Annotated in this window: 22 protein-coding genes; 10 read left to right on the top strand and 12 right to left on the bottom strand. The window is 59.2% G+C overall.

Annotation, left to right across the window (positions count from 1 at the left end; translation table 11 throughout):
* Nucleotides 1-94: 94 nt before the first annotated feature.
* The 7 genes from murA to PMI32_RS20740 all read right to left on the bottom strand — a co-directional run bounded on the left by murA (nucleotide 95) and on the right by PMI32_RS20740 (nucleotide 4,779).
* Entirely contained in the window at nucleotides 95-1,360 is a 1,266-nt protein-coding gene (murA, locus tag PMI32_RS20710; protein ID WP_008026938.1) for a UDP-N-acetylglucosamine 1-carboxyvinyltransferase, read from the bottom strand.
* Between the two features lie 22 nt (nucleotides 1,361-1,382).
* Nucleotides 1,383-1,622, bottom strand: a complete 240-nt coding sequence (locus tag PMI32_RS20715; protein ID WP_007901566.1) for a BolA family protein — start codon at nucleotides 1,620-1,622, stop codon at nucleotides 1,383-1,385.
* A 113-nt stretch (nucleotides 1,623-1,735) separates the two neighbouring features.
* A complete protein-coding gene (locus PMI32_RS20720; RefSeq protein WP_008026936.1) occupies nucleotides 1,736-2,041 on the bottom strand; it encodes an STAS domain-containing protein in 306 nt (101 codons plus the stop codon).
* Complete coding sequence (locus PMI32_RS20725) at nucleotides 2,038-2,694, bottom strand: MlaC/ttg2D family ABC transporter substrate-binding protein (RefSeq protein WP_008026933.1); 657 nt, start codon at nucleotides 2,692-2,694, stop codon at nucleotides 2,038-2,040. Before PMI32_RS20725 ends, PMI32_RS20720 begins: the two co-directional genes overlap by 4 nt.
* A gap of 11 nt (nucleotides 2,695-2,705) precedes the next feature.
* Complete coding sequence (gene mlaD / locus PMI32_RS20730) at nucleotides 2,706-3,173, bottom strand: outer membrane lipid asymmetry maintenance protein MlaD (protein WP_008026930.1); 468 nt, start codon at nucleotides 3,171-3,173, stop codon at nucleotides 2,706-2,708.
* Entirely contained in the window at nucleotides 3,173-3,970 is a 798-nt protein-coding gene (gene mlaE / locus PMI32_RS20735; protein ID WP_008026928.1) for a lipid asymmetry maintenance ABC transporter permease subunit MlaE, read from the bottom strand. Before mlaE ends, mlaD begins: the two co-directional genes overlap by 1 nt.
* Nucleotides 3,970-4,779, bottom strand: a complete 810-nt coding sequence (locus PMI32_RS20740) for an ATP-binding cassette domain-containing protein (protein ID WP_008026926.1) — start codon at nucleotides 4,777-4,779, stop codon at nucleotides 3,970-3,972. Before PMI32_RS20740 ends, mlaE begins: the two co-directional genes overlap by 1 nt.
* 276 nt (nucleotides 4,780-5,055) lie before the next feature.
* Between PMI32_RS20740 and PMI32_RS20745 the strand changes: the two genes are divergently transcribed.
* The 10 genes from PMI32_RS20745 to PMI32_RS20790 all read left to right on the top strand — a co-directional run bounded on the left by PMI32_RS20745 (nucleotide 5,056) and on the right by PMI32_RS20790 (nucleotide 12,083).
* On the top strand, nucleotides 5,056-6,030 hold the full coding sequence (locus PMI32_RS20745) for a KpsF/GutQ family sugar-phosphate isomerase (protein WP_008026924.1): 975 nt from the start codon (nucleotides 5,056-5,058) through the stop codon (nucleotides 6,028-6,030).
* Nucleotides 6,030-6,554 (top strand): KdsC family phosphatase, encoded by a 525-nt coding sequence (locus PMI32_RS20750; protein ID WP_008026922.1) that lies wholly within the window; start codon nucleotides 6,030-6,032, stop codon nucleotides 6,552-6,554. Before PMI32_RS20745 ends, PMI32_RS20750 begins: the two co-directional genes overlap by 1 nt.
* Nucleotides 6,555-6,561: 7 nt before the next feature.
* Nucleotides 6,562-7,134 carry an LPS export ABC transporter periplasmic protein LptC gene (lptC, locus tag PMI32_RS20755; protein WP_008026921.1) on the top strand — a complete coding sequence of 191 codons (573 nt, stop codon included), beginning with the start codon at nucleotides 6,562-6,564 and terminating at the stop codon, nucleotides 7,132-7,134.
* Complete coding sequence (lptA, locus tag PMI32_RS20760; RefSeq protein WP_008026920.1) at nucleotides 7,121-7,669, top strand: lipopolysaccharide transport periplasmic protein LptA; 549 nt, start codon at nucleotides 7,121-7,123, stop codon at nucleotides 7,667-7,669. Before lptC ends, lptA begins: the two co-directional genes overlap by 14 nt.
* A complete protein-coding gene (gene lptB, locus PMI32_RS20765) occupies nucleotides 7,669-8,394 on the top strand; it encodes an LPS export ABC transporter ATP-binding protein (protein WP_008026918.1) in 726 nt (241 codons plus the stop codon). Before lptA ends, lptB begins: the two co-directional genes overlap by 1 nt.
* Nucleotides 8,395-8,578: 184 nt before the next feature.
* Nucleotides 8,579-10,072 (top strand): RNA polymerase factor sigma-54, encoded by a 1,494-nt coding sequence (locus PMI32_RS20770; protein WP_032828652.1) that lies wholly within the window; start codon nucleotides 8,579-8,581, stop codon nucleotides 10,070-10,072.
* 74 nt (nucleotides 10,073-10,146) lie between these two features.
* The gene (hpf, locus tag PMI32_RS20775; protein WP_008018717.1) at nucleotides 10,147-10,455 is read left to right on the top strand and encodes a ribosome hibernation-promoting factor, HPF/YfiA family; all 309 of its coding nucleotides are present in this window, start codon (nucleotides 10,147-10,149) and stop codon (nucleotides 10,453-10,455) included.
* Nucleotides 10,456-10,467: 12 nt separating this feature from the next.
* Nucleotides 10,468-10,932 carry a PTS IIA-like nitrogen regulatory protein PtsN gene (gene ptsN, locus PMI32_RS20780; protein ID WP_008026914.1) on the top strand — a complete coding sequence of 155 codons (465 nt, stop codon included), beginning with the start codon at nucleotides 10,468-10,470 and terminating at the stop codon, nucleotides 10,930-10,932.
* 2 nt (nucleotides 10,933-10,934) lie between these two features.
* Entirely contained in the window at nucleotides 10,935-11,792 is an 858-nt protein-coding gene (gene rapZ, locus PMI32_RS20785) for an RNase adapter RapZ (RefSeq protein WP_008026911.1), read from the top strand.
* A gap of 15 nt (nucleotides 11,793-11,807) precedes the next feature.
* Nucleotides 11,808-12,083, top strand: coding sequence for an HPr family phosphocarrier protein (locus PMI32_RS20790; RefSeq protein WP_008026909.1), 276 nt, complete (start codon nucleotides 11,808-11,810; stop codon nucleotides 12,081-12,083).
* 7 nt (nucleotides 12,084-12,090) lie between these two features.
* Here PMI32_RS20790 and PMI32_RS20795 read toward each other — a convergent pair whose 3' ends face one another.
* The 5 genes from PMI32_RS20795 to PMI32_RS20815 are packed head-to-tail and all read right to left on the bottom strand — an operon-like array spanning nucleotide 12,091 to nucleotide 15,851.
* Complete coding sequence (locus PMI32_RS20795) at nucleotides 12,091-12,984, bottom strand: ZIP family metal transporter (RefSeq protein WP_032828650.1); 894 nt, start codon at nucleotides 12,982-12,984, stop codon at nucleotides 12,091-12,093.
* Between the two features lie 30 nt (nucleotides 12,985-13,014).
* Nucleotides 13,015-13,626: a superoxide dismutase gene (locus tag PMI32_RS20800; protein ID WP_008026904.1), complete on the bottom strand. Its 612-nt coding sequence runs from the start codon at nucleotides 13,624-13,626 to the stop codon at nucleotides 13,015-13,017.
* Nucleotide 13,627: 1 nt separating this feature from the next.
* Nucleotides 13,628-14,059, bottom strand: coding sequence for a DUF2753 family protein (locus PMI32_RS20805; RefSeq protein WP_008026901.1), 432 nt, complete (start codon nucleotides 14,057-14,059; stop codon nucleotides 13,628-13,630).
* A 27-nt stretch (nucleotides 14,060-14,086) separates the two neighbouring features.
* Complete coding sequence (locus PMI32_RS20810) at nucleotides 14,087-15,463, bottom strand: class II fumarate hydratase (protein ID WP_008026898.1); 1,377 nt, start codon at nucleotides 15,461-15,463, stop codon at nucleotides 14,087-14,089.
* A complete protein-coding gene (locus PMI32_RS20815; RefSeq protein ID WP_008026896.1) occupies nucleotides 15,444-15,851 on the bottom strand; it encodes a hypothetical protein in 408 nt (135 codons plus the stop codon). Before PMI32_RS20815 ends, PMI32_RS20810 begins: the two co-directional genes overlap by 20 nt.
* Nucleotides 15,852-15,930: the final 79 nt, after the last annotated feature.

Raw genomic sequence — 15,930 nt, 5'->3', positions numbered from 1 at the left:
GGTCACAAACGGCGCCGGACACACATCGTGGGTGAAGTACCCTCGACTTGAAACGAATTCAACGGGCACATCCTTATGCCCATGCAGCAAAAAACTAGCCCGGTACGCGGCGGATCTTGGCGCCGAGCATCTGCAGTTTCTCTTCGATGCACTCGTAACCACGGTCGATGTGGTAAATGCGGTCGATCAGGGTGTCACCTTCAGCGATCAGCGCCGAGATCACCAGGCTGGCCGAAGCACGCAGGTCGGTGGCCATCACTGGCGCGCCTTTCAGCTTCTCGGTACCGGTGACAATGGCGGTGTTGCCTTCGACCTGGATCTTGGCGCCCATGCGGTGCAGTTCGTAAACGTGCATGAAGCGGTTTTCGAAGATCGTCTCGATCACGGCACCGGTGCCTTCGGCAATGGCGTTGAGCGAGATGAACTGCGCTTGCATGTCGGTCGGGAACGCCGGGTATGGAGCGGTGCGCACGTTGACGGCTTTTGGCCGCTTGCCGTGCATGTTCAGCTCGATCCAGTCTTCGCCGCAGTTGATTTCGGCACCCGACTCACGGAGTTTTTCCAGGACGGCTTCGAGGATGGTCGGATCGGTGTCCTTGACCTTCACACGACCGCCGGTCACGGCGGCGGCAACCAGGTAGGTACCGGTTTCGATACGGTCCGGCATCACTTTGTAAGTGGTGGTGTGCAGACGCTCGACGCCATCGATGGTGATGGTGTCGGTGCCGGCGCCAGAGATCTTGGCGCCCATGGCGATCAGGAAGTTCGCCAGGTCGACCACTTCAGGCTCGCGCGCGGCGTTGGCCAGCACGCTGCGGCCCTTGGCCAGGGCAGCGGCCATCATGATGTTTTCGGTACCGGTCACACTGACGGTGTCGAAGAAGAAGTGCGCGCCACGCAGGCCGCCTTCAGGCGCCTTGGCCTTGATGTAACCGCCTTCGACGTCGATGACCGCGCCCATGGCTTCAAGACCACGGATGTGCAGGTCCACCGGACGCGAACCGATGGCGCAACCGCCAGGCAGTGCGACTTCGGCTTCACCGAAACGGGCAACCATCGGGCCCAGTACCAGGATCGACGCACGCATGGTTTTAACCAGTTCGTACGGAGCGATCAGGGTCTTGATGGTGCGCGGGTCGATTTCGACGCTGAGTTTCTCGTCGATCACCGGCTCGATGCCCATGCGACCGAACAGCTCGATCATGGTGGTGATGTCGTGCAGGTGCGGCAGGTTGGCAACGGTAACCGGGCCATCGCACAGCAAAGTTGCAGCCAGGATCGGCAGGGCAGAGTTCTTTGCCCCGGAAATGCGGATCTCGCCATCAAGACGAGCGCCACCGGTAATAATCAATTTATCCATAAGAATCTCGACGCCCTTGGGCTCAGGTGCGCTCGGCCCAGGCCGCGCTGCTGAAAAATTTCATAGTGACCGCATGGATGCTGCCATCGGTGATCCATGGGTTCAAATGGGCATAGACCTGCTGCTGACGCTTCACCGGGCTCAACGCCGCCAGTTCATCGCTAATCACATTCAGCTGAAAGTTGCAGCCTTCGCCTTCAACTTCCACCTTGGTGTTCGGCAGCTTTCCTTCAAGGAAGCTCTTCACTTCTACGGCCTGCATGCTCAACCTCAATCGGCGCCCTGTGCGCGCGGGTCGGACATCATACAAAAAAGCCCCGCGCCTGCGAACCCCGCGAAGCAGGACTCTGACGGGGGGCTTCTCTGTCGATGCGGTTAGGGATGCGCCAACAGCTCGGTCATTTCGCTGACCTGAGCGATTTCGCGCATGTCTTCGGGCATCGCGCGGATGCTCAGCGACTTGCCGGCCTCGTGCGCATCCCGCATGAAACACAGCAGCAACGACAAGCCGACGCTGCTGGATTTCAACACCGCCGAGCAGTCCACCACCAATGCAGTGGCCTTGCTGGCCTTGATCAGCGCCTGGCCCTGCTTGCGCAGGCCCGGACCGGTCAGGTAGTCCAGCATGCCGCTGAGCATCAGTTCACCGGATTCGTTCATGCGAATGGCCGATACACTCATTGGGCTTGCTGCTCGGTGGATTGCTTCTGGCTGGCTTCCTTGGCCTTGGCGACTTCACCGGCCCAACCATTGATGGTCTTGTCCAGGTCGTTGCCATTGCGCTGCATCGCATCGGCGAATTGGTCGCGGAACAGCTTGCCGATGTTGATGCCGTTGATGATCACGTTACGCAGCTTCCACTCGCCGTTGATCTTCTCGAGCGTGTAGGACACAGGATAGATCGCGCCGTTGCTGCCTTTGACCGTCATGCCTACGCTGGTGCGGTCTCCCGACTCATCCTTGGCTGGGTCGACGACGATGCCCTGGTTGTTGTACTCGAGCAAGGCGTTGCCATAGAACTGGAACAGGCCTTTCTTGAAGTTTTCTTCAAAGGTCTTCATTTGCGCCGGCGTGGCCTTGCGCGAATATTTGACCGTCATGATGCTCTTGGAGATGCCCTCGGCATCCACCACAGGCCCGACGATGGTGTTCAGCGCCGTGTAAAAGTCCTGCGGGTCCTGCTTGTACTTCTCTTTGTTGGCCGACAGATCCGCCAGCAACCGGGTCGTGGTGTCTTGTACCAGTTCGTGCGCGGAAGGCGCCGCCACGGCGTTAGCCATCAACGGCAGGGCCGCGAGTAATACCAACAGGCCACGTCGCAAGGTAGAGATCATTCAAAAGCTCCTCATTTGGCGTCTTTGCTAACGGTATTGAGCAGGAATTTACCGATCAGGTCCTCGAGCACCAGCGACGACTGGGTGTCATGGATGGTTCCACCATCCTTGAGCAGGGCTTCTTCGCCGCCCACGCTGATACCGATGTACTTCTCGCCCAACAGACCAGCAGTCAGGATAGATGCAGTGGAGTCATTCGGCAGGTTATCTACGCGCTTTTCCAGCTGCATCGTCACTCGACCGGTGAAACTGTCGCGGTCCAGATCGATCGCCGTGACCTTGCCGATGGTCACACCGGCCATGGTCACTTTAGCTCTGACCGTCAAACCGGCGATATTGTCGAAATACGCATAAAGTTTATAAGTATCGTTGGTTGCGCTCGGGGACAGGCCACTCACCCGCAACGCCAGCAACAGCAAAGCCAGGATGCCAGCCAGCAAGAAAAGGCCGACACCGATTTCCAGGGTGCGGTTTTGCATCAGAAATCTCCAAACATCAAGGCGGTCAGAATAAAGTCCAGGCCGAGTACCGCCAACGAGGCGTACACAACGGTCTTGGTAGTGGCACGACTGATCCCCTCGGATGTGGGCTCGCAGTCATAGCCTTGGAATACGGCGATCCAGGTCACGACAAAAGCGAAGACAATGCTTTTGATGATGCCGTTCAGCACATCGTCGGCAAAGGTCACGCTGTTTTGCATGTTCGACCAGTAGGAACCTTCATAGACACCCAGCCAGTCGACGGCCACCCACGAACCGCCCCAGATACCCACCACGCTGAAAATCATCGCCAGCACCGGCAGGGAAATGAAGCCGGCCCACAGGCGCGGGGCAATGATGTACTTGAGCGGGTCGACACCAATCATTTCCAGACTGGACAACTGCTCGGTGGACTTCATGTTGCCGATTTCAGCCGTCAGGGCCGAACCGGCGCGCCCGGCGAACAACAACGCCGTGACCACTGGTCCCAGTTCACGCAGCAACGTCAGCGCAACCATCTGCCCGACCGCCTGCTCCGAACCATAGCTGGACAGGATGTTGAACCCCTGCAGTGCCAGCACCATGCCGATGAACACCCCGGAGACCACGATGATCACCAGGGACATCACGCCCACCGAATGCAATTGTTTGATCAGCAGCCCGAACCCGCCGCCGATACCGCCACGGCCGAGCAAGGCATGAAACAGGAAGATCGTCGAACGACCGAACACCGCCAGCACATCGATGCCGGAGTGGCCGAACCGGCGCACGCGCTCCAATAGTGAAATCTTGCGCATCAACGCTTCCCCAGAAGATCTGCGCGGTAATCCGTCGCTGGAAAGTGGTACGCCACCGGGCCGTCGGGTTCACCGGTCATGAATTGGCGAATTCGCGGCTCCTGGGAGTTCATCAGCTCCTCAGGCGTGCCCTGCCCCAACACCTGGCCTTCGCCCACCACATAGATGTAGTCGGCGATGCTTGCCGTCTCGGCCAGATCGTGGGAGACCACGATGCTGGTGATGCCCAGCGCGTCGTTGAGCAGGCGGATCAGGCGCACCAGGACGCCCATGGCGATCGGGTCCTGACCGACGAAGGGCTCGTCATACATGAGAATCTGCGGATCGAGAGCAATTGCCCGGGCCAGCGCCACACGACGCTTCATGCCGCCGGACAGCTCCTCGGGCATCAGGTCGATGGCGCCACGCAGGCCCACGGCCTGCAATTTGAGCAGGACGATGTCCCGGATCATTTCTTCCGGAAGCTCGGTATGAACGCGAAGCGGAAAGGCGACGTTCTCGAACACATCGAGATCGGTAAACAGTGCGCCGCTCTGAAACAGCACGCCCATGTGCTTGCGCGCGTCGAACAAATCGCTGCGCGACAGCTTCGGCAGGTTTTGACCGTTGACCCAGACTTCGCCCTTGGTGGGACGCAGCTGTGCGCCCATCAAACGCAGCAATGTGGTCTTGCCACACCCGGAAGGCCCCATGATGCCGGTGACCTTGCCGCGTGGAATACGGATATCGACGTTATTGAAAATGCTGCGCGAACCGCGCTTGAAGGTCAGTCCCTTCAGCTCGACCGCGTAGGCGTTATCGGCACTCATCTAAACTCCTTGCGATGCAGCCTCTCACTCGGACGCCTGACTTTCTGACGAAAGCACATACCTCCCGGGCAGGCCGAACTGGCGGCGAACTATATCACTGCAAAGGCCAAGCGCCCAAGCGCCAAGCCGGGCCATGTTCAGCAACATGACAGGCAAAAAGCTTTCACTCGGAGGGTTTCGGTAACAGGGAATGACAAAGCGCGACGAACTTGCGTGAGGGTTTCGATCATTACCGCTATAATCGCCGCCTTTTCATCAGGCTATACGATTTCTGACATGAGCCAATCCAGCGACCTGATTCAATCAGCACAACGCACCATCCGCCTCGAACTGGAAGCCGTAGAAGGCTTACTACCCCACATCGACGCAGATTTCGTACGCGCTTGCGAGATGATTCTGGCCAGCAAAGGCCGCGTGGTCGTGGTCGGCATGGGCAAATCAGGGCACATCGGCAACAAGATCGCGGCCACCCTGGCCAGCACCGGCACCACCGCATTCTTCGTGCACCCGGCCGAAGCCAGTCACGGCGACATGGGCATGATTACCCGCGATGACATCATCCTGGCCCTGTCGAACTCCGGTTCCACCAACGAAATCGTGACCCTGCTGCCGCTGATCAAGCGCCTGGGCATCAAACTGATCAGCGTGACCGGCAACCCCGACTCACCGCTGGCCAAGGCCGCCGAGGTCAACCTCAACGTGCACGTCGAGCACGAAGCCTGCCCGCTGAACCTGGCGCCGACATCGTCGACCACCGCGGCGCTGGTCATGGGCGACGCCCTGGCCGTTGCGCTGCTGGAAGCCCGCGGCTTTACTGCTGAAGACTTCGCCTTTTCCCACCCTGGTGGCGCGCTGGGCCGACGCCTGCTGTTGAAAGTGGAAAACGTCATGCACGCCGGGCAGGAACTGCCGCAAGTCCAGCGCGGCACCTTGCTCAAAGACGCGCTGATGGAAATGACCCGCAAGGGTCTGGGCATGACCGTGATCCTGGAAGCCGACGGCAAACTCGCCGGGATCTTCACCGACGGCGATTTGCGCCGCACCCTGGATCGCAGCATCGACATCCACAGCGCGACGATCGACCAGGTCATGACCGCCCACGGCAAGACCGCCCGCGCCGAGATGCTCGCGGCCGAGGCTCTGAAAATCATGGAAGACCATAAAATCAACGCGCTGGTCGTGGTCGATAGCGAAGACCGCCCGGTCGGCGCCTTGAACATGCACGATTTGCTGCGTGCGGGAGTAATGTAATGAGCACGGACCTGCTGCAACGCGGCAAAGAGATCAAACTGGCGGTATTCGACGTCGACGGCGTCCTGACCGACGGACGCCTGTACTTCCTTGAAGACGGCAGCGAATTCAAGACATTCAATACACTCGACGGCCAGGGCATCAAGATGTTGATGGCAGCGGGCGTACAGACGGCTATCATCAGCGGCCGCAAGACCCCGGTGGTCGAGCGACGGGCGAAGAACCTCGGTATTCCCCACCTTTATCAGGGCCGTGAAGATAAACTGGTGGTGCTTGACGAGCTTCTCGCACAGCTCAATCTAAGCTATGAACAAGTCGCCTACCTCGGCGACGACCTGCCAGACCTGCCGGTGATCCGCCGCGTTGGCCTGGGCATGGCGGTGGCCAATGCCGCCAGCTTCGTGCGTGAACACGCCCACGGCATCACCCAGGCCCGTGGTGGCGAGGGTGCCGCTCGCGAATTCTGCGAATTGATCCTGCGCGCCCAGGGCCGCCTCGATGCGGCCAACGCCGCGTACCTGTGAGCCAACTATGCTGAGCAAGAAATTTCGCAACATCCTGATGTTCGGTTGCATCGCAGCGATATTTGCTGCGGTCGGCTACTGGAACATCAGCCCGGAGCGCTTCCTCGACAAGCCTGTGGCAAAGGTCGATGAAAGCGAAATCGACTACTACGCGATCAACGCGCACAGCGTCCAGTTCCTGCCGGATGGCAAACTGCAATACGAAATGACGTCCGACAAGGTTGAACACCTGAAGGCGACCGAAGTGACGCTGCTGACCAATCCCGACCTGAACCTGTTCCGCGGCACCCAGTTCCCTTGGCATGTCCAGAGCGAACACGGCGAGGTCAACCCGGACGGCACCCAGGTCGAACTGATCGACTCGGTGCGCATCACGCGTTTCGACGAGAAAAACCGCAAGACCCTGATTACCACCACCCGTATGACCGTGTTCCCGCAACAGCAATATGCGCAGACCGAGCAACCCGTTAGAATCGACGGCGCTGGCGGTGTATCGACTGGCAAGGGAATGAAAGCGTATTTGAAAGAAAGCAGGATACACCTGCTATCGAACGTAAGAGGACAGTATGAGGCTCGTTAAAACTCTCCCTATTTTGCTCGGTCTGAGCGCAGCACTGGGAAGCGTGAGCGCCTGGGCTCTGCCGAACGATCAACAGCAGCCGATCCGCATCCAGGCCGACGACGCCCAACTGGACGACAAGAACGGTATTGCCACCTATAAAGGTGACGTGATCATCACCCAAGGTTCGATGATCGTTAAAGGCAATACTGTGACCATGACCCGCACCCCTGCGGGCGACATCGACGTGGTGACTTCGGTGGGCAACCTTGCCTATTTCGAACAACTGCAAACGGCGGGCGACACCAAGCCGGTTCAGGGCTGGGGCGTCACCATCCAGTACCACGCCTCGCAAGACCGCGTCGTGCTGATCGATCGCGCCAAAGTTGTCGATAAGGACGGTAACGTCACCCAAGGCGAGAAAATCGTCTACGACACCAACAAAAAGCTCGCCAGCGCAGGCCGAGCCACGGGCACCAATGTGACCGAGTCGCGCCCGCGTATCGACATGGTTATCCAGCCGAAAAAGAAAACCGACGAGCAAAAGGCCCCGTAATGGCAACTCTGAAAGCTCAGCATTTGGCCAAGAGCTACAAGAGCCGTCAGGTCGTGCGCGACGTCAGCCTGTCTATCGACAGCGGTCAGATCGTCGGCCTGCTTGGCCCTAACGGCGCCGGTAAAACCACCTGCTTCTACATGATTGTCGGCCTGGTTCAGGCCGATCAGGGTCGCGTACTGATCGATGATCTGGACGTCAGCCACCAGCCGATGCACGGTCGTGCGAAGGCAGGTATCGGCTATCTTCCGCAAGAAGCGTCGATCTTCCGCAAACTCTCGGTCGCCGACAACATCATGGCGATCCTCGAGACCCGCAAGGAACTCGACAAGGCCGATCGCCGCAAGGAACTGGAAAGCCTGCTGCAGGAATTCCACATCAGCCACATCCGCGACAGCCTCGGCATGAGCCTGTCCGGTGGCGAGCGCCGCCGCGTGGAAATCGCCCGGGCACTGGCCACCAACCCGAAATTCATCCTCCTCGACGAACCGTTCGCCGGCGTGGACCCGATTTCGGTGGGCGACATCAAACAGATCATCTACCACCTCAAGGCCAAGGGCATTGGCGTGCTGATCACCGACCACAACGTCCGTGAAACGCTGGATATCTGCGAAACCGCCTACATCGTCAACGACGGCCAACTGATCGCCGAAGGTGATTCGGCCACCATCCTGGCCAACGACCTCGTGAAAGAAGTCTATCTGGGCCATGAGTTCCGCCTGTAAGCACAGAGGTGTCTGGCTGGCTGCCCGAGCGCTTGTCTCGATAAAAAATCAATACTTTTTTATTGTTACAGCGCTCTAGGCAAACGCTACGGTTTCGGGCATATAATTTGCTTATGTTTGGCGCTTCGGCGCCCTGTAGTGGATGGCGCATGTGCGCCGGCGAATAAGGTGTTTAGCCCCTGCCATGAAACCATCGCTAGTCTTGAGAATGGGCCAGCAGCTGACGATGACACCGCAGCTGCAACAGGCCATCCGCCTGCTCCAATTGTCGACCCTGGACCTGCAACAGGAAATCCAGGAGGCCCTGGAGTCCAATCCGATGCTCGAACGCCAGGAAGAAGGCGACGACTTCGATAACGCCGACCCCTTGGCCGACAAAGCCGAACAGCAACCCAACGCCGACGTTTCAGAACCCTCCTATCAGGAAACCGCCCCGACGGTGGACAACCTCGAGGAAGGTGACTGGAATGAGCGCATTCCCAACGAACTGCCCGTCGACACCGCCTGGGAAGACGTCTACCAGACCAGCGCCAGCAGCCTGCCGAGCAACGATGACGACGAGTGGGATTTCACTACCCGTACATCCGCCGGTGAGAGCCTGCAAAGCCACCTGTTGTGGCAACTGAACCTGGCGCCGATGTCCGACACCGATCGCCTGATCGCCGTGACCCTGATCGATTGCATCAACAATCAGGGCTACCTGGACGAAACCCTTGAGGAAATCCTCGAAGCCTTCGATCCGGAACTCGACATCGAACTGGATGAAATCGAAGCCGTCCTGCATCGCATCCAGCAATTCGAACCCGCCGGCATCGGCGCCCGCAACCTGGGTGAATGCCTGCTGCTGCAATTGCGCCAGCTTCCGGCCAAGACACCTTGGCTGGCCGAGGCCAAGCGCCTGGTCACCGATTACATCGACCTGCTCGGCAGCCGCGACTACAGCCAGCTGATGCGCCGCATGAAGCTCAAGGAAGATGAACTGCGCCAGGTGATCGAACTGGTTCAGAGCCTCAACCCGCGCCCCGGCTCGCAGATCGAATCCAGCGAAGCCGAGTACGTCGTCCCCGACGTGATCGTGCGCAAGGACAACGAGCGCTGGCTGGTCGAGTTGAACCAGGAATCGGTGCCACGGCTGCGGGTCAACGCCCAATACGCCGGTTTTGTGCGCCGCGCCGACACCAGTGCCGACAACACCTTCATGCGCAATCAGTTGCAAGAGGCCCGCTGGTTCATCAAGAGCCTGCAAAGCCGCAACGAAACCCTGATGAAAGTTGCCACCCAGATCGTCGAGCATCAGCGCGGTTTTCTGGAATACGGCGACGAAGCGATGAAACCGCTGGTGCTGCATGACATCGCCGAAGCGGTGGGCATGCACGAGTCGACGATTTCCCGCGTAACCACACAAAAATTCATGCATACCCCCCGGGGCATATATGAGCTGAAATACTTTTTCTCCAGCCACGTCAGCACCTCCGAAGGCGGTGAATGCTCGTCCACGGCGATCCGCGCGATCATCAAAAAACTGGTTGCCGCGGAAAATCAGAAAAAGCCGTTGAGTGACAGCAAGATCGCTGGTTTACTGGAGGCACAAGGCATTCAGGTGGCTCGCCGCACCGTCGCCAAGTACCGCGAATCCCTCGGGATCGCGCCTTCGAGCGAACGCAAGCGGTTGATGTAGAGCCACGCCACAGCGTTCCAGTGGTAGATCATCTGGTCTACCGCTTTATGCACTGGCAACGAAGGAGAAGCTGTATGCAAGTCAACATCAGTGGACACCAACTGGAAGTGACCGAACCTCTTCGCAGCTACATCGGCGAAAAACTCGAACGGTTAGAGAGGCATTTCGACAAGATCACCAACGTGCAGGTCACGATGACGGTCGAAAAGCTGAAGCAGAAAATCGAAGCCACGCTGCATATTCCCGGCAATGAAGTGGTCGCCAACGCGGAACATACCGATATGTACGCGGCGATCGACGCATTGACCGACAAGCTGGATAAACAACTCAAAAAGCATAAGGAAAAGACCCAGAGCCTCCTCCAGGGCGCGACCGGTCGTTAACACTCCCAACCCATGATCCGACTTGAAAGCATCCTGACCCCCGGCCGTTCCCTCGTGAACGTGCCGGGCGGCAGCAAAAAGAAAGCCCTCGAGCAAATTGCCAACCTGATCGCCCGGGAAGTGCCGGATCTGGAGATGCAAGATGTCTTCGAGGCGTTGATTGCCCGTGAAAAACTCGGCTCGACCGGTTTTGGTAACGGCATCGCTATCCCTCACTGCCGGCTGAAAGGTTGCACCTCGCCCATCAGCGCCTTGATGCACCTGGACGCCCCCATCGATTTCGACGCCATCGACGGTGCTCCGGTTGACCTGCTGTTCGTCTTGCTGGTCCCCGAAGCCGCTACCGATGCGCACCTTGAATTGCTCCGCCAGATCGCCAGCATGCTCGATCGCAAGGAAGTCCGCGATCGCCTGCGTAGCGCCCCGAGCAATGAAGCCTTGTATCAGGTTGTCCTGGACGAGCAAAACGGGCACTAATCATGCGCTTGATCATCGTCAGTGGCCGTTCCGGCTCAGGTAAAAGCACCGCGCTCGATGTTCTCGAGGACAACGGGTATTACTGCATCGACAACCTGCCCGCCGGGTTGTTGCCGGAACTGGCTGAACGCGCGCTGATCCACACCGAACTGGCGCAACCGCTGGTTGCCGTGTCCATTGACGCGCGCAACCTGCCGAGCCACCTGAGCCGGTTTCCGGAACTGCTCGAAGAAGTTCGCAGCCGACATATCCAGTGCGACGTCCTGTACCTGGACGCCGACGAAGAAACCTTACTGAAGCGTTTTTCGGAAACTCGCCGTCGTCACCCGCTGAGCAGCGCCAACCGCTCGCTGGCCGAGGCGATCAACGACGAAACCAGCCTGCTCGGGCCGATTGCCGACCTCGCCGATCTCAAGGTCATCACCACCAACCTGAACCTGTACCAGCTGCGCGATACCATCAAGTTGCGCCTGCTGAACCAGCCGGAACCCGGTACCGCGTTTTTGGTGGAGTCGTTCGGATTCAAGCGCGGCATGCCGGTTGACGCCGACCTGGTGTTCGACGTGCGCTGCCTGCCGAACCCCTATTGGAAGCCTGAGCTACGCGATCAGTCCGGGCTTGATGAACCGGTTGCCACGTACCTGGCCGCCCAGCCGGACGTCGAAGAGATGTTCCAGGACATTTCCACGTACCTGCTCAAATGGCTGCCGCGCTTTGCCGCCAGCAACCGCGCTTATGTCACCATTGCCATCGGCTGCACCGGCGGGCATCACCGCTCCGTCTATCTGACCGAACGTCTGGGTCAGGCCCTGCAAAAAACCCTGAAGAACGTCCAGGTCCGCCACCGCGACCTCAGCTAAAGGATTCACATCGCGATGCCTGCTCTGGAAATCGAAATCATCAACAAGCTGGGCCTGCATGCCCGCGCTTCCGCCAAATTCGTTGGTGTCGCCGGCGAGTTCAAAGACTGCACGATCAGAGTCGGACGAACGCCGGAATCAACGGTCGACGGCAAAAGCATCATGGCAATGATGATGCTCGCTGCGGGTAAAGGCACCAAAATCTATATCAGCACCGAAGGCGAAAACGAGCAAAAAGCGCTGGATGCGCTGACAGACTTGATCAACCGTTACTTCGACGAAGGCGAATAACGCTCGCCTAGGCGAGCGCTGTATCCATCACCATCATCAAACAAAACCCGATCAGCAGCCCAAGGCTGGCCAGCTTGTCGTGACCATGGCGGCGCGACTCGGGAATGACTTCGTGCGTGACCACCAGCAACATGGCCCCGGCCGCGAGCGCCAGGCCCAACGGCAACAGCAATTCGGCCAGGCTCACCAGCCAGGCACACAACAGCGCGAAGACCGGCTCGACCAAGCCTGATGCCGCCCCGATCAGGAACGCCTTGACCCGCGACATCCCTGCCCCGGCCAACACCAACGCAATGACCAATCCTTCCGGCACATCCTGCAAGGCGATGCCCATGGCCAGGCTGTCGGCGTCGGGCATGCCGCCCCCCGCCGAGACACCGACGGCCATGCCTTCGGGAATGTTGTGGGCAATGATGGCAAACACGAACAACCAGATCCGTGGCGGAATGACCGGCCGCTCCAGCGTGCCGACGAGCATTTCCGGCGAAGCACCTGAGACCTTTCGATCCACCAGATACAGCCCGAATGCGCCAAGCATGATGCCGAAACTGATCAGACCGCTGGCCGCCCAAGGGGTCAGCCCCAGGCTTTCAGCGGCGGCAATGCCCGGCACGATCAGCGAAAACGCCGTCGCAGCAAGCATCACCCCGGCACCGAAGCCGAGCAGCGTATCGCTGACCGCCTGGGGCATGCGTCGAATCACCAGCACCGGCACCGCGCCCAAGGCTGTGCCCAAGGCGCAAATGGCCCCGCCCTGCAACGCACGCAGCAGTTTCGGCTCAAGATCCAGCCACGCGAGCCCATGCGCAACCAACAGGCTCATGCCCGCCAGTAGTAACAGCGACCCAAACGCGTAACGAAACATTCGTCCACTTCCGATCGCCAGTGTTTCAGTGCCCATAGTCCGCCCAGGATTGTTTTTATAGAAGACTTAAACCAGTGCAGCCTGATAGCGCGCAGCGACTTCGGGCCAATTGATCACGTTGTAAAAAGCGTTGATGTATTCCGGCCGGCGGTTTTGATACTGCAGGTAATAGGCATGCTCCCAGACATCCAGCCCCAGAATCGGCGTATTGCCGTTCATCAAAGGACTGTCCTGGTTGCCGCTGCTTTCAACGACCAACGTCTTTTGCGGCGTCACACTCAGCCAAGCCCAGCCACTGCCGAAACGGGTCAGCGCGGCTTTGGTGAAGGCCTCCTTGAAACGGTCGAGACCGCCCAACTGGTCTTCGATGGCCTTGGCCAATTCACCGTCCGGCTGACCGCCGCCGTTGGGCACCATCACTTCCCAGAACAGCGAGTGGTTGGCGTGACCGCCGCCCTGATTGATCACCGCCGCGCGGAGCTTCTCCGGCAGTTGCTGGACTGCTGCCACCAGTTTTTCCACCGGCCACTCGGCGAACTCGGTGCCTTCGACGGCAGCGTTGAGGTTATTGATGTAAGTCTGGTGATGCTTGGTGTAGTGGATTTCCATGGTCTGCGCATCGATGTGCGGTTCCAGGGCATCGTAGGCGTACGGCAAGGCAGGCAAGCTAAAAGCCATTTCAGTGGACTCCGTGATGTAGAGGCGCAGGGGGCGACGCGGCATCGACGTGCAGCAAACGATGAGTGCGCGGGTATTCGCCATGCTCGCTGATGAAATTCAGCAGTTCGACGTAGGTTTTGCTGCTCTGACGCAGTGCGGCTTCACGCAATGCGGGCGCCAGTCGCGGGTCCTGCATGGTCTTCAACAAGCGCTGGTGGATGGCGCACAGGTATTCGGCGCTCTCCTCCGGCTGGTTCAGACGCAAATGCAGGTCCGCGAGGTTGTGATGGGAAATGACGCAGGCCGCCACCGCTTCGTCGGCATCCGCCCAGCGCTCGAACAACACTTGGGCCAGGGCCAATGCCTGCAAGTAAGCCTCGCGGGCATCGACGTATTCGCCCAGCATGAAACAACGGTTTGCCCTTTCGATCGTGCGTTTCCAGTGCTCCATGGTGAGCCTCCAAAGCGGTTGCGGTGATTACACGCCGCCTGCGGTGAGCTTTTCCGGATTGAGCAACTCTTCCAGTTGGCTGCGCGACAGTTCGGTGTGCTCCAGAGCGACATCGATCACCGGCCGGCCCTGCTGATAAGCCTTCTTGGCGATCTCCGCAGCTTTTTGGTAACCAATGATCGGGTTGAGTGCCGTGACCAGAATCGGGTTGCGCGACAGCGCTTCCTTGAGCCTGGCTTCGTTGACCTTGAAACTGGCGATAGCCTTTTCACCCAAGAGGTGGCTGGAGTTGGCCAGCAATTCGATGCTGCTCAGCAGGTTCTGGGCGATGATCGGCAGCATCACGTTCAGCTCGAAATTGCCCGACTGACCGGCGATGGTGATCACCGTGTCATTGCCGATCACCTGGGCGGCGACCATCGCGGTGGCTTCCGGGATCACCGGGTTGACCTTGCCGGGCATGATCGACGAGCCCGGCTGCAAGGCTTCGAGTTCGATTTCACCGAGGCCGGCCAGCGGGCCGGAGTTCATCCAGCGCAGGTCGTTGGCGATTTTCATCAGCGAGACAGCGGTGGTTTTCAGCTGCCCGGAAACCGCAACGGCGGTGTCCTGGGAGCCGATCAGTGCAAACAGATCGGTGCCCGGCGTGAATTGCACCTGAGTCAACTTGCTCAATTGCTGGCTGAAAAGCCCGGCAAATTCAGGGTGCGCATTGATACCGGTGCCCACCGCCGTGCCACCCTGAGCCAGGGATTGCAGGCTAGGCAGCAGATCCTGCAGATGGCCGATGTTGGCTTTCAGCTGTTGCGCCCAACCGTTGAGCACCTGGCTCATGCGCACCGGCATCGCATCCATCAAGTGAGTGCGACCGGTTTTGACGTAGTGGTGAACCTCTTCAGCCTTTTGCTCGACCACCTGCACCAAGCGCACCAATGCCGGCAGCAATTGCTCATGCAATGCCAGCGCAGCGCTGACGTGGATGGTGGTCGGGATGATGTCGTTGCTGCTCTGCCCGCAGTTGACGTGATCGTTGGGGTTCACCGGCTCGCCAAGCAGTCGGCTCGCCAGCGTGGCAATCACTTCGTTGGCGTTCATGTTGGAACTGGTGCCGGAACCGGTCTGGAAGATATCCACCGGGAAGTGCTGCATGAAGTCGTCCTTGAGCAAACCCAACGCCGCTTCGACGATGGCATTGCCCTGAGATTCGCTGATCTGCTTGAGTTCGACGTTGGCGCGGGCGGCGGCAGCCTTGGCCAGGATCAGCGCGCGAATGAACTGCACGGGCATCGGCTTGCCGCTGATCGGGAAGTTGTTCACCGCACGCTGGGTCTGTGCGCCGTAGAGGGCGTCCACCGGGACTTGGAGCTCGCCCATGCTGTCGCGCTCAATACGTGTCTTGGTCATCAGAAAATCCTTGCACCAGTTCTATGAGAGGAATCGAAGGCTGCAACTCGCAGGTCGCCAGTTGCCAGGTGTAGCTTTGCCAGCGCTTGAGGCGGCACTTGCACAGAGAGAGGCGTTCGAGTTCGCGCAGCGGGCGCCACGCCTGGTCCAGGCAATAGGTTCGCCAGTGCCAAGGCAGCGCGACGTCTGCGGCGGTGTCGAGCAATAAACGGAAAGAGGTTTCAGCGATGGTCCAGGGTGAAGTCGCCGTGCAACACGCCAGATACCGGCCTTCGGCCAGGTAGTGGTCGATCAGGCGCGGCTCGTCAGGGTCCATCCCGCAACGGATCTGGCGACTCATCCAGCGCCAGCTTTCGAGGTAAGGCTGCTCGTGCAAGGCAGAACTCATGATCCGGGGCTCATTCGGTAATGAGATTTATTATTATATGATAATGAGAACCAACACAAGCTCGAGCATGATCCTTTGT

The sequence above is a fragment of the Pseudomonas sp. GM60 genome (genome assembly GCF_000282415.1).
Lineage (GTDB): Bacteria > Pseudomonadota > Gammaproteobacteria > Pseudomonadales > Pseudomonadaceae > Aquipseudomonas > Aquipseudomonas migulae.
The sequence above is the reverse complement of the archived record's forward strand: the minus strand, read 5'-3'. Positions and strand labels throughout refer to the sequence as shown.

Coding starts and splice junctions, on each gene's coding strand:
- murA (WP_008026938.1), bottom strand. CDS start 1,360: ATGGATAAATTGATTATTACCGGTGGCGCTCGTCTTGATGGCGAGATC.
- PMI32_RS20715 (WP_007901566.1), bottom strand. CDS start 1,622: ATGCAGGCCGTAGAAGTGAAGAGCTTCCTTGAAGGAAAGCTGCCGAAC.
- PMI32_RS20720 (WP_008026936.1), bottom strand. CDS start 2,041: ATGAGTGTATCGGCCATTCGCATGAACGAATCCGGTGAACTGATGCTC.
- PMI32_RS20725 (WP_008026933.1), bottom strand. CDS start 2,694: ATGATCTCTACCTTGCGACGTGGCCTGTTGGTATTACTCGCGGCCCTG.
- mlaD (WP_008026930.1), bottom strand. CDS start 3,173: ATGCAAAACCGCACCCTGGAAATCGGTGTCGGCCTTTTCTTGCTGGCT.
- mlaE (WP_008026928.1), bottom strand. CDS start 3,970: ATGCGCAAGATTTCACTATTGGAGCGCGTGCGCCGGTTCGGCCACTCC.
- PMI32_RS20740 (WP_008026926.1), bottom strand. CDS start 4,779: ATGAGTGCCGATAACGCCTACGCGGTCGAGCTGAAGGGACTGACCTTC.
- PMI32_RS20745 (WP_008026924.1), top strand. CDS start 5,056: ATGAGCCAATCCAGCGACCTGATTCAATCAGCACAACGCACCATCCGC.
- PMI32_RS20750 (WP_008026922.1), top strand. CDS start 6,030: ATGAGCACGGACCTGCTGCAACGCGGCAAAGAGATCAAACTGGCGGTA.
- lptC (WP_008026921.1), top strand. CDS start 6,562: ATGCTGAGCAAGAAATTTCGCAACATCCTGATGTTCGGTTGCATCGCA.
- lptA (WP_008026920.1), top strand. CDS start 7,121: ATGAGGCTCGTTAAAACTCTCCCTATTTTGCTCGGTCTGAGCGCAGCA.
- lptB (WP_008026918.1), top strand. CDS start 7,669: ATGGCAACTCTGAAAGCTCAGCATTTGGCCAAGAGCTACAAGAGCCGT.
- PMI32_RS20770 (WP_032828652.1), top strand. CDS start 8,579: ATGAAACCATCGCTAGTCTTGAGAATGGGCCAGCAGCTGACGATGACA.
- hpf (WP_008018717.1), top strand. CDS start 10,147: ATGCAAGTCAACATCAGTGGACACCAACTGGAAGTGACCGAACCTCTT.
- ptsN (WP_008026914.1), top strand. CDS start 10,468: ATGATCCGACTTGAAAGCATCCTGACCCCCGGCCGTTCCCTCGTGAAC.
- rapZ (WP_008026911.1), top strand. CDS start 10,935: ATGCGCTTGATCATCGTCAGTGGCCGTTCCGGCTCAGGTAAAAGCACC.
- PMI32_RS20790 (WP_008026909.1), top strand. CDS start 11,808: ATGCCTGCTCTGGAAATCGAAATCATCAACAAGCTGGGCCTGCATGCC.
- PMI32_RS20795 (WP_032828650.1), bottom strand. CDS start 12,984: ATGGGCACTGAAACACTGGCGATCGGAAGTGGACGAATGTTTCGTTAC.
- PMI32_RS20800 (WP_008026904.1), bottom strand. CDS start 13,626: ATGGCTTTTAGCTTGCCTGCCTTGCCGTACGCCTACGATGCCCTGGAA.
- PMI32_RS20805 (WP_008026901.1), bottom strand. CDS start 14,059: ATGGAGCACTGGAAACGCACGATCGAAAGGGCAAACCGTTGTTTCATG.
- PMI32_RS20810 (WP_008026898.1), bottom strand. CDS start 15,463: ATGACCAAGACACGTATTGAGCGCGACAGCATGGGCGAGCTCCAAGTC.
- PMI32_RS20815 (WP_008026896.1), bottom strand. CDS start 15,851: ATGAGTTCTGCCTTGCACGAGCAGCCTTACCTCGAAAGCTGGCGCTGG.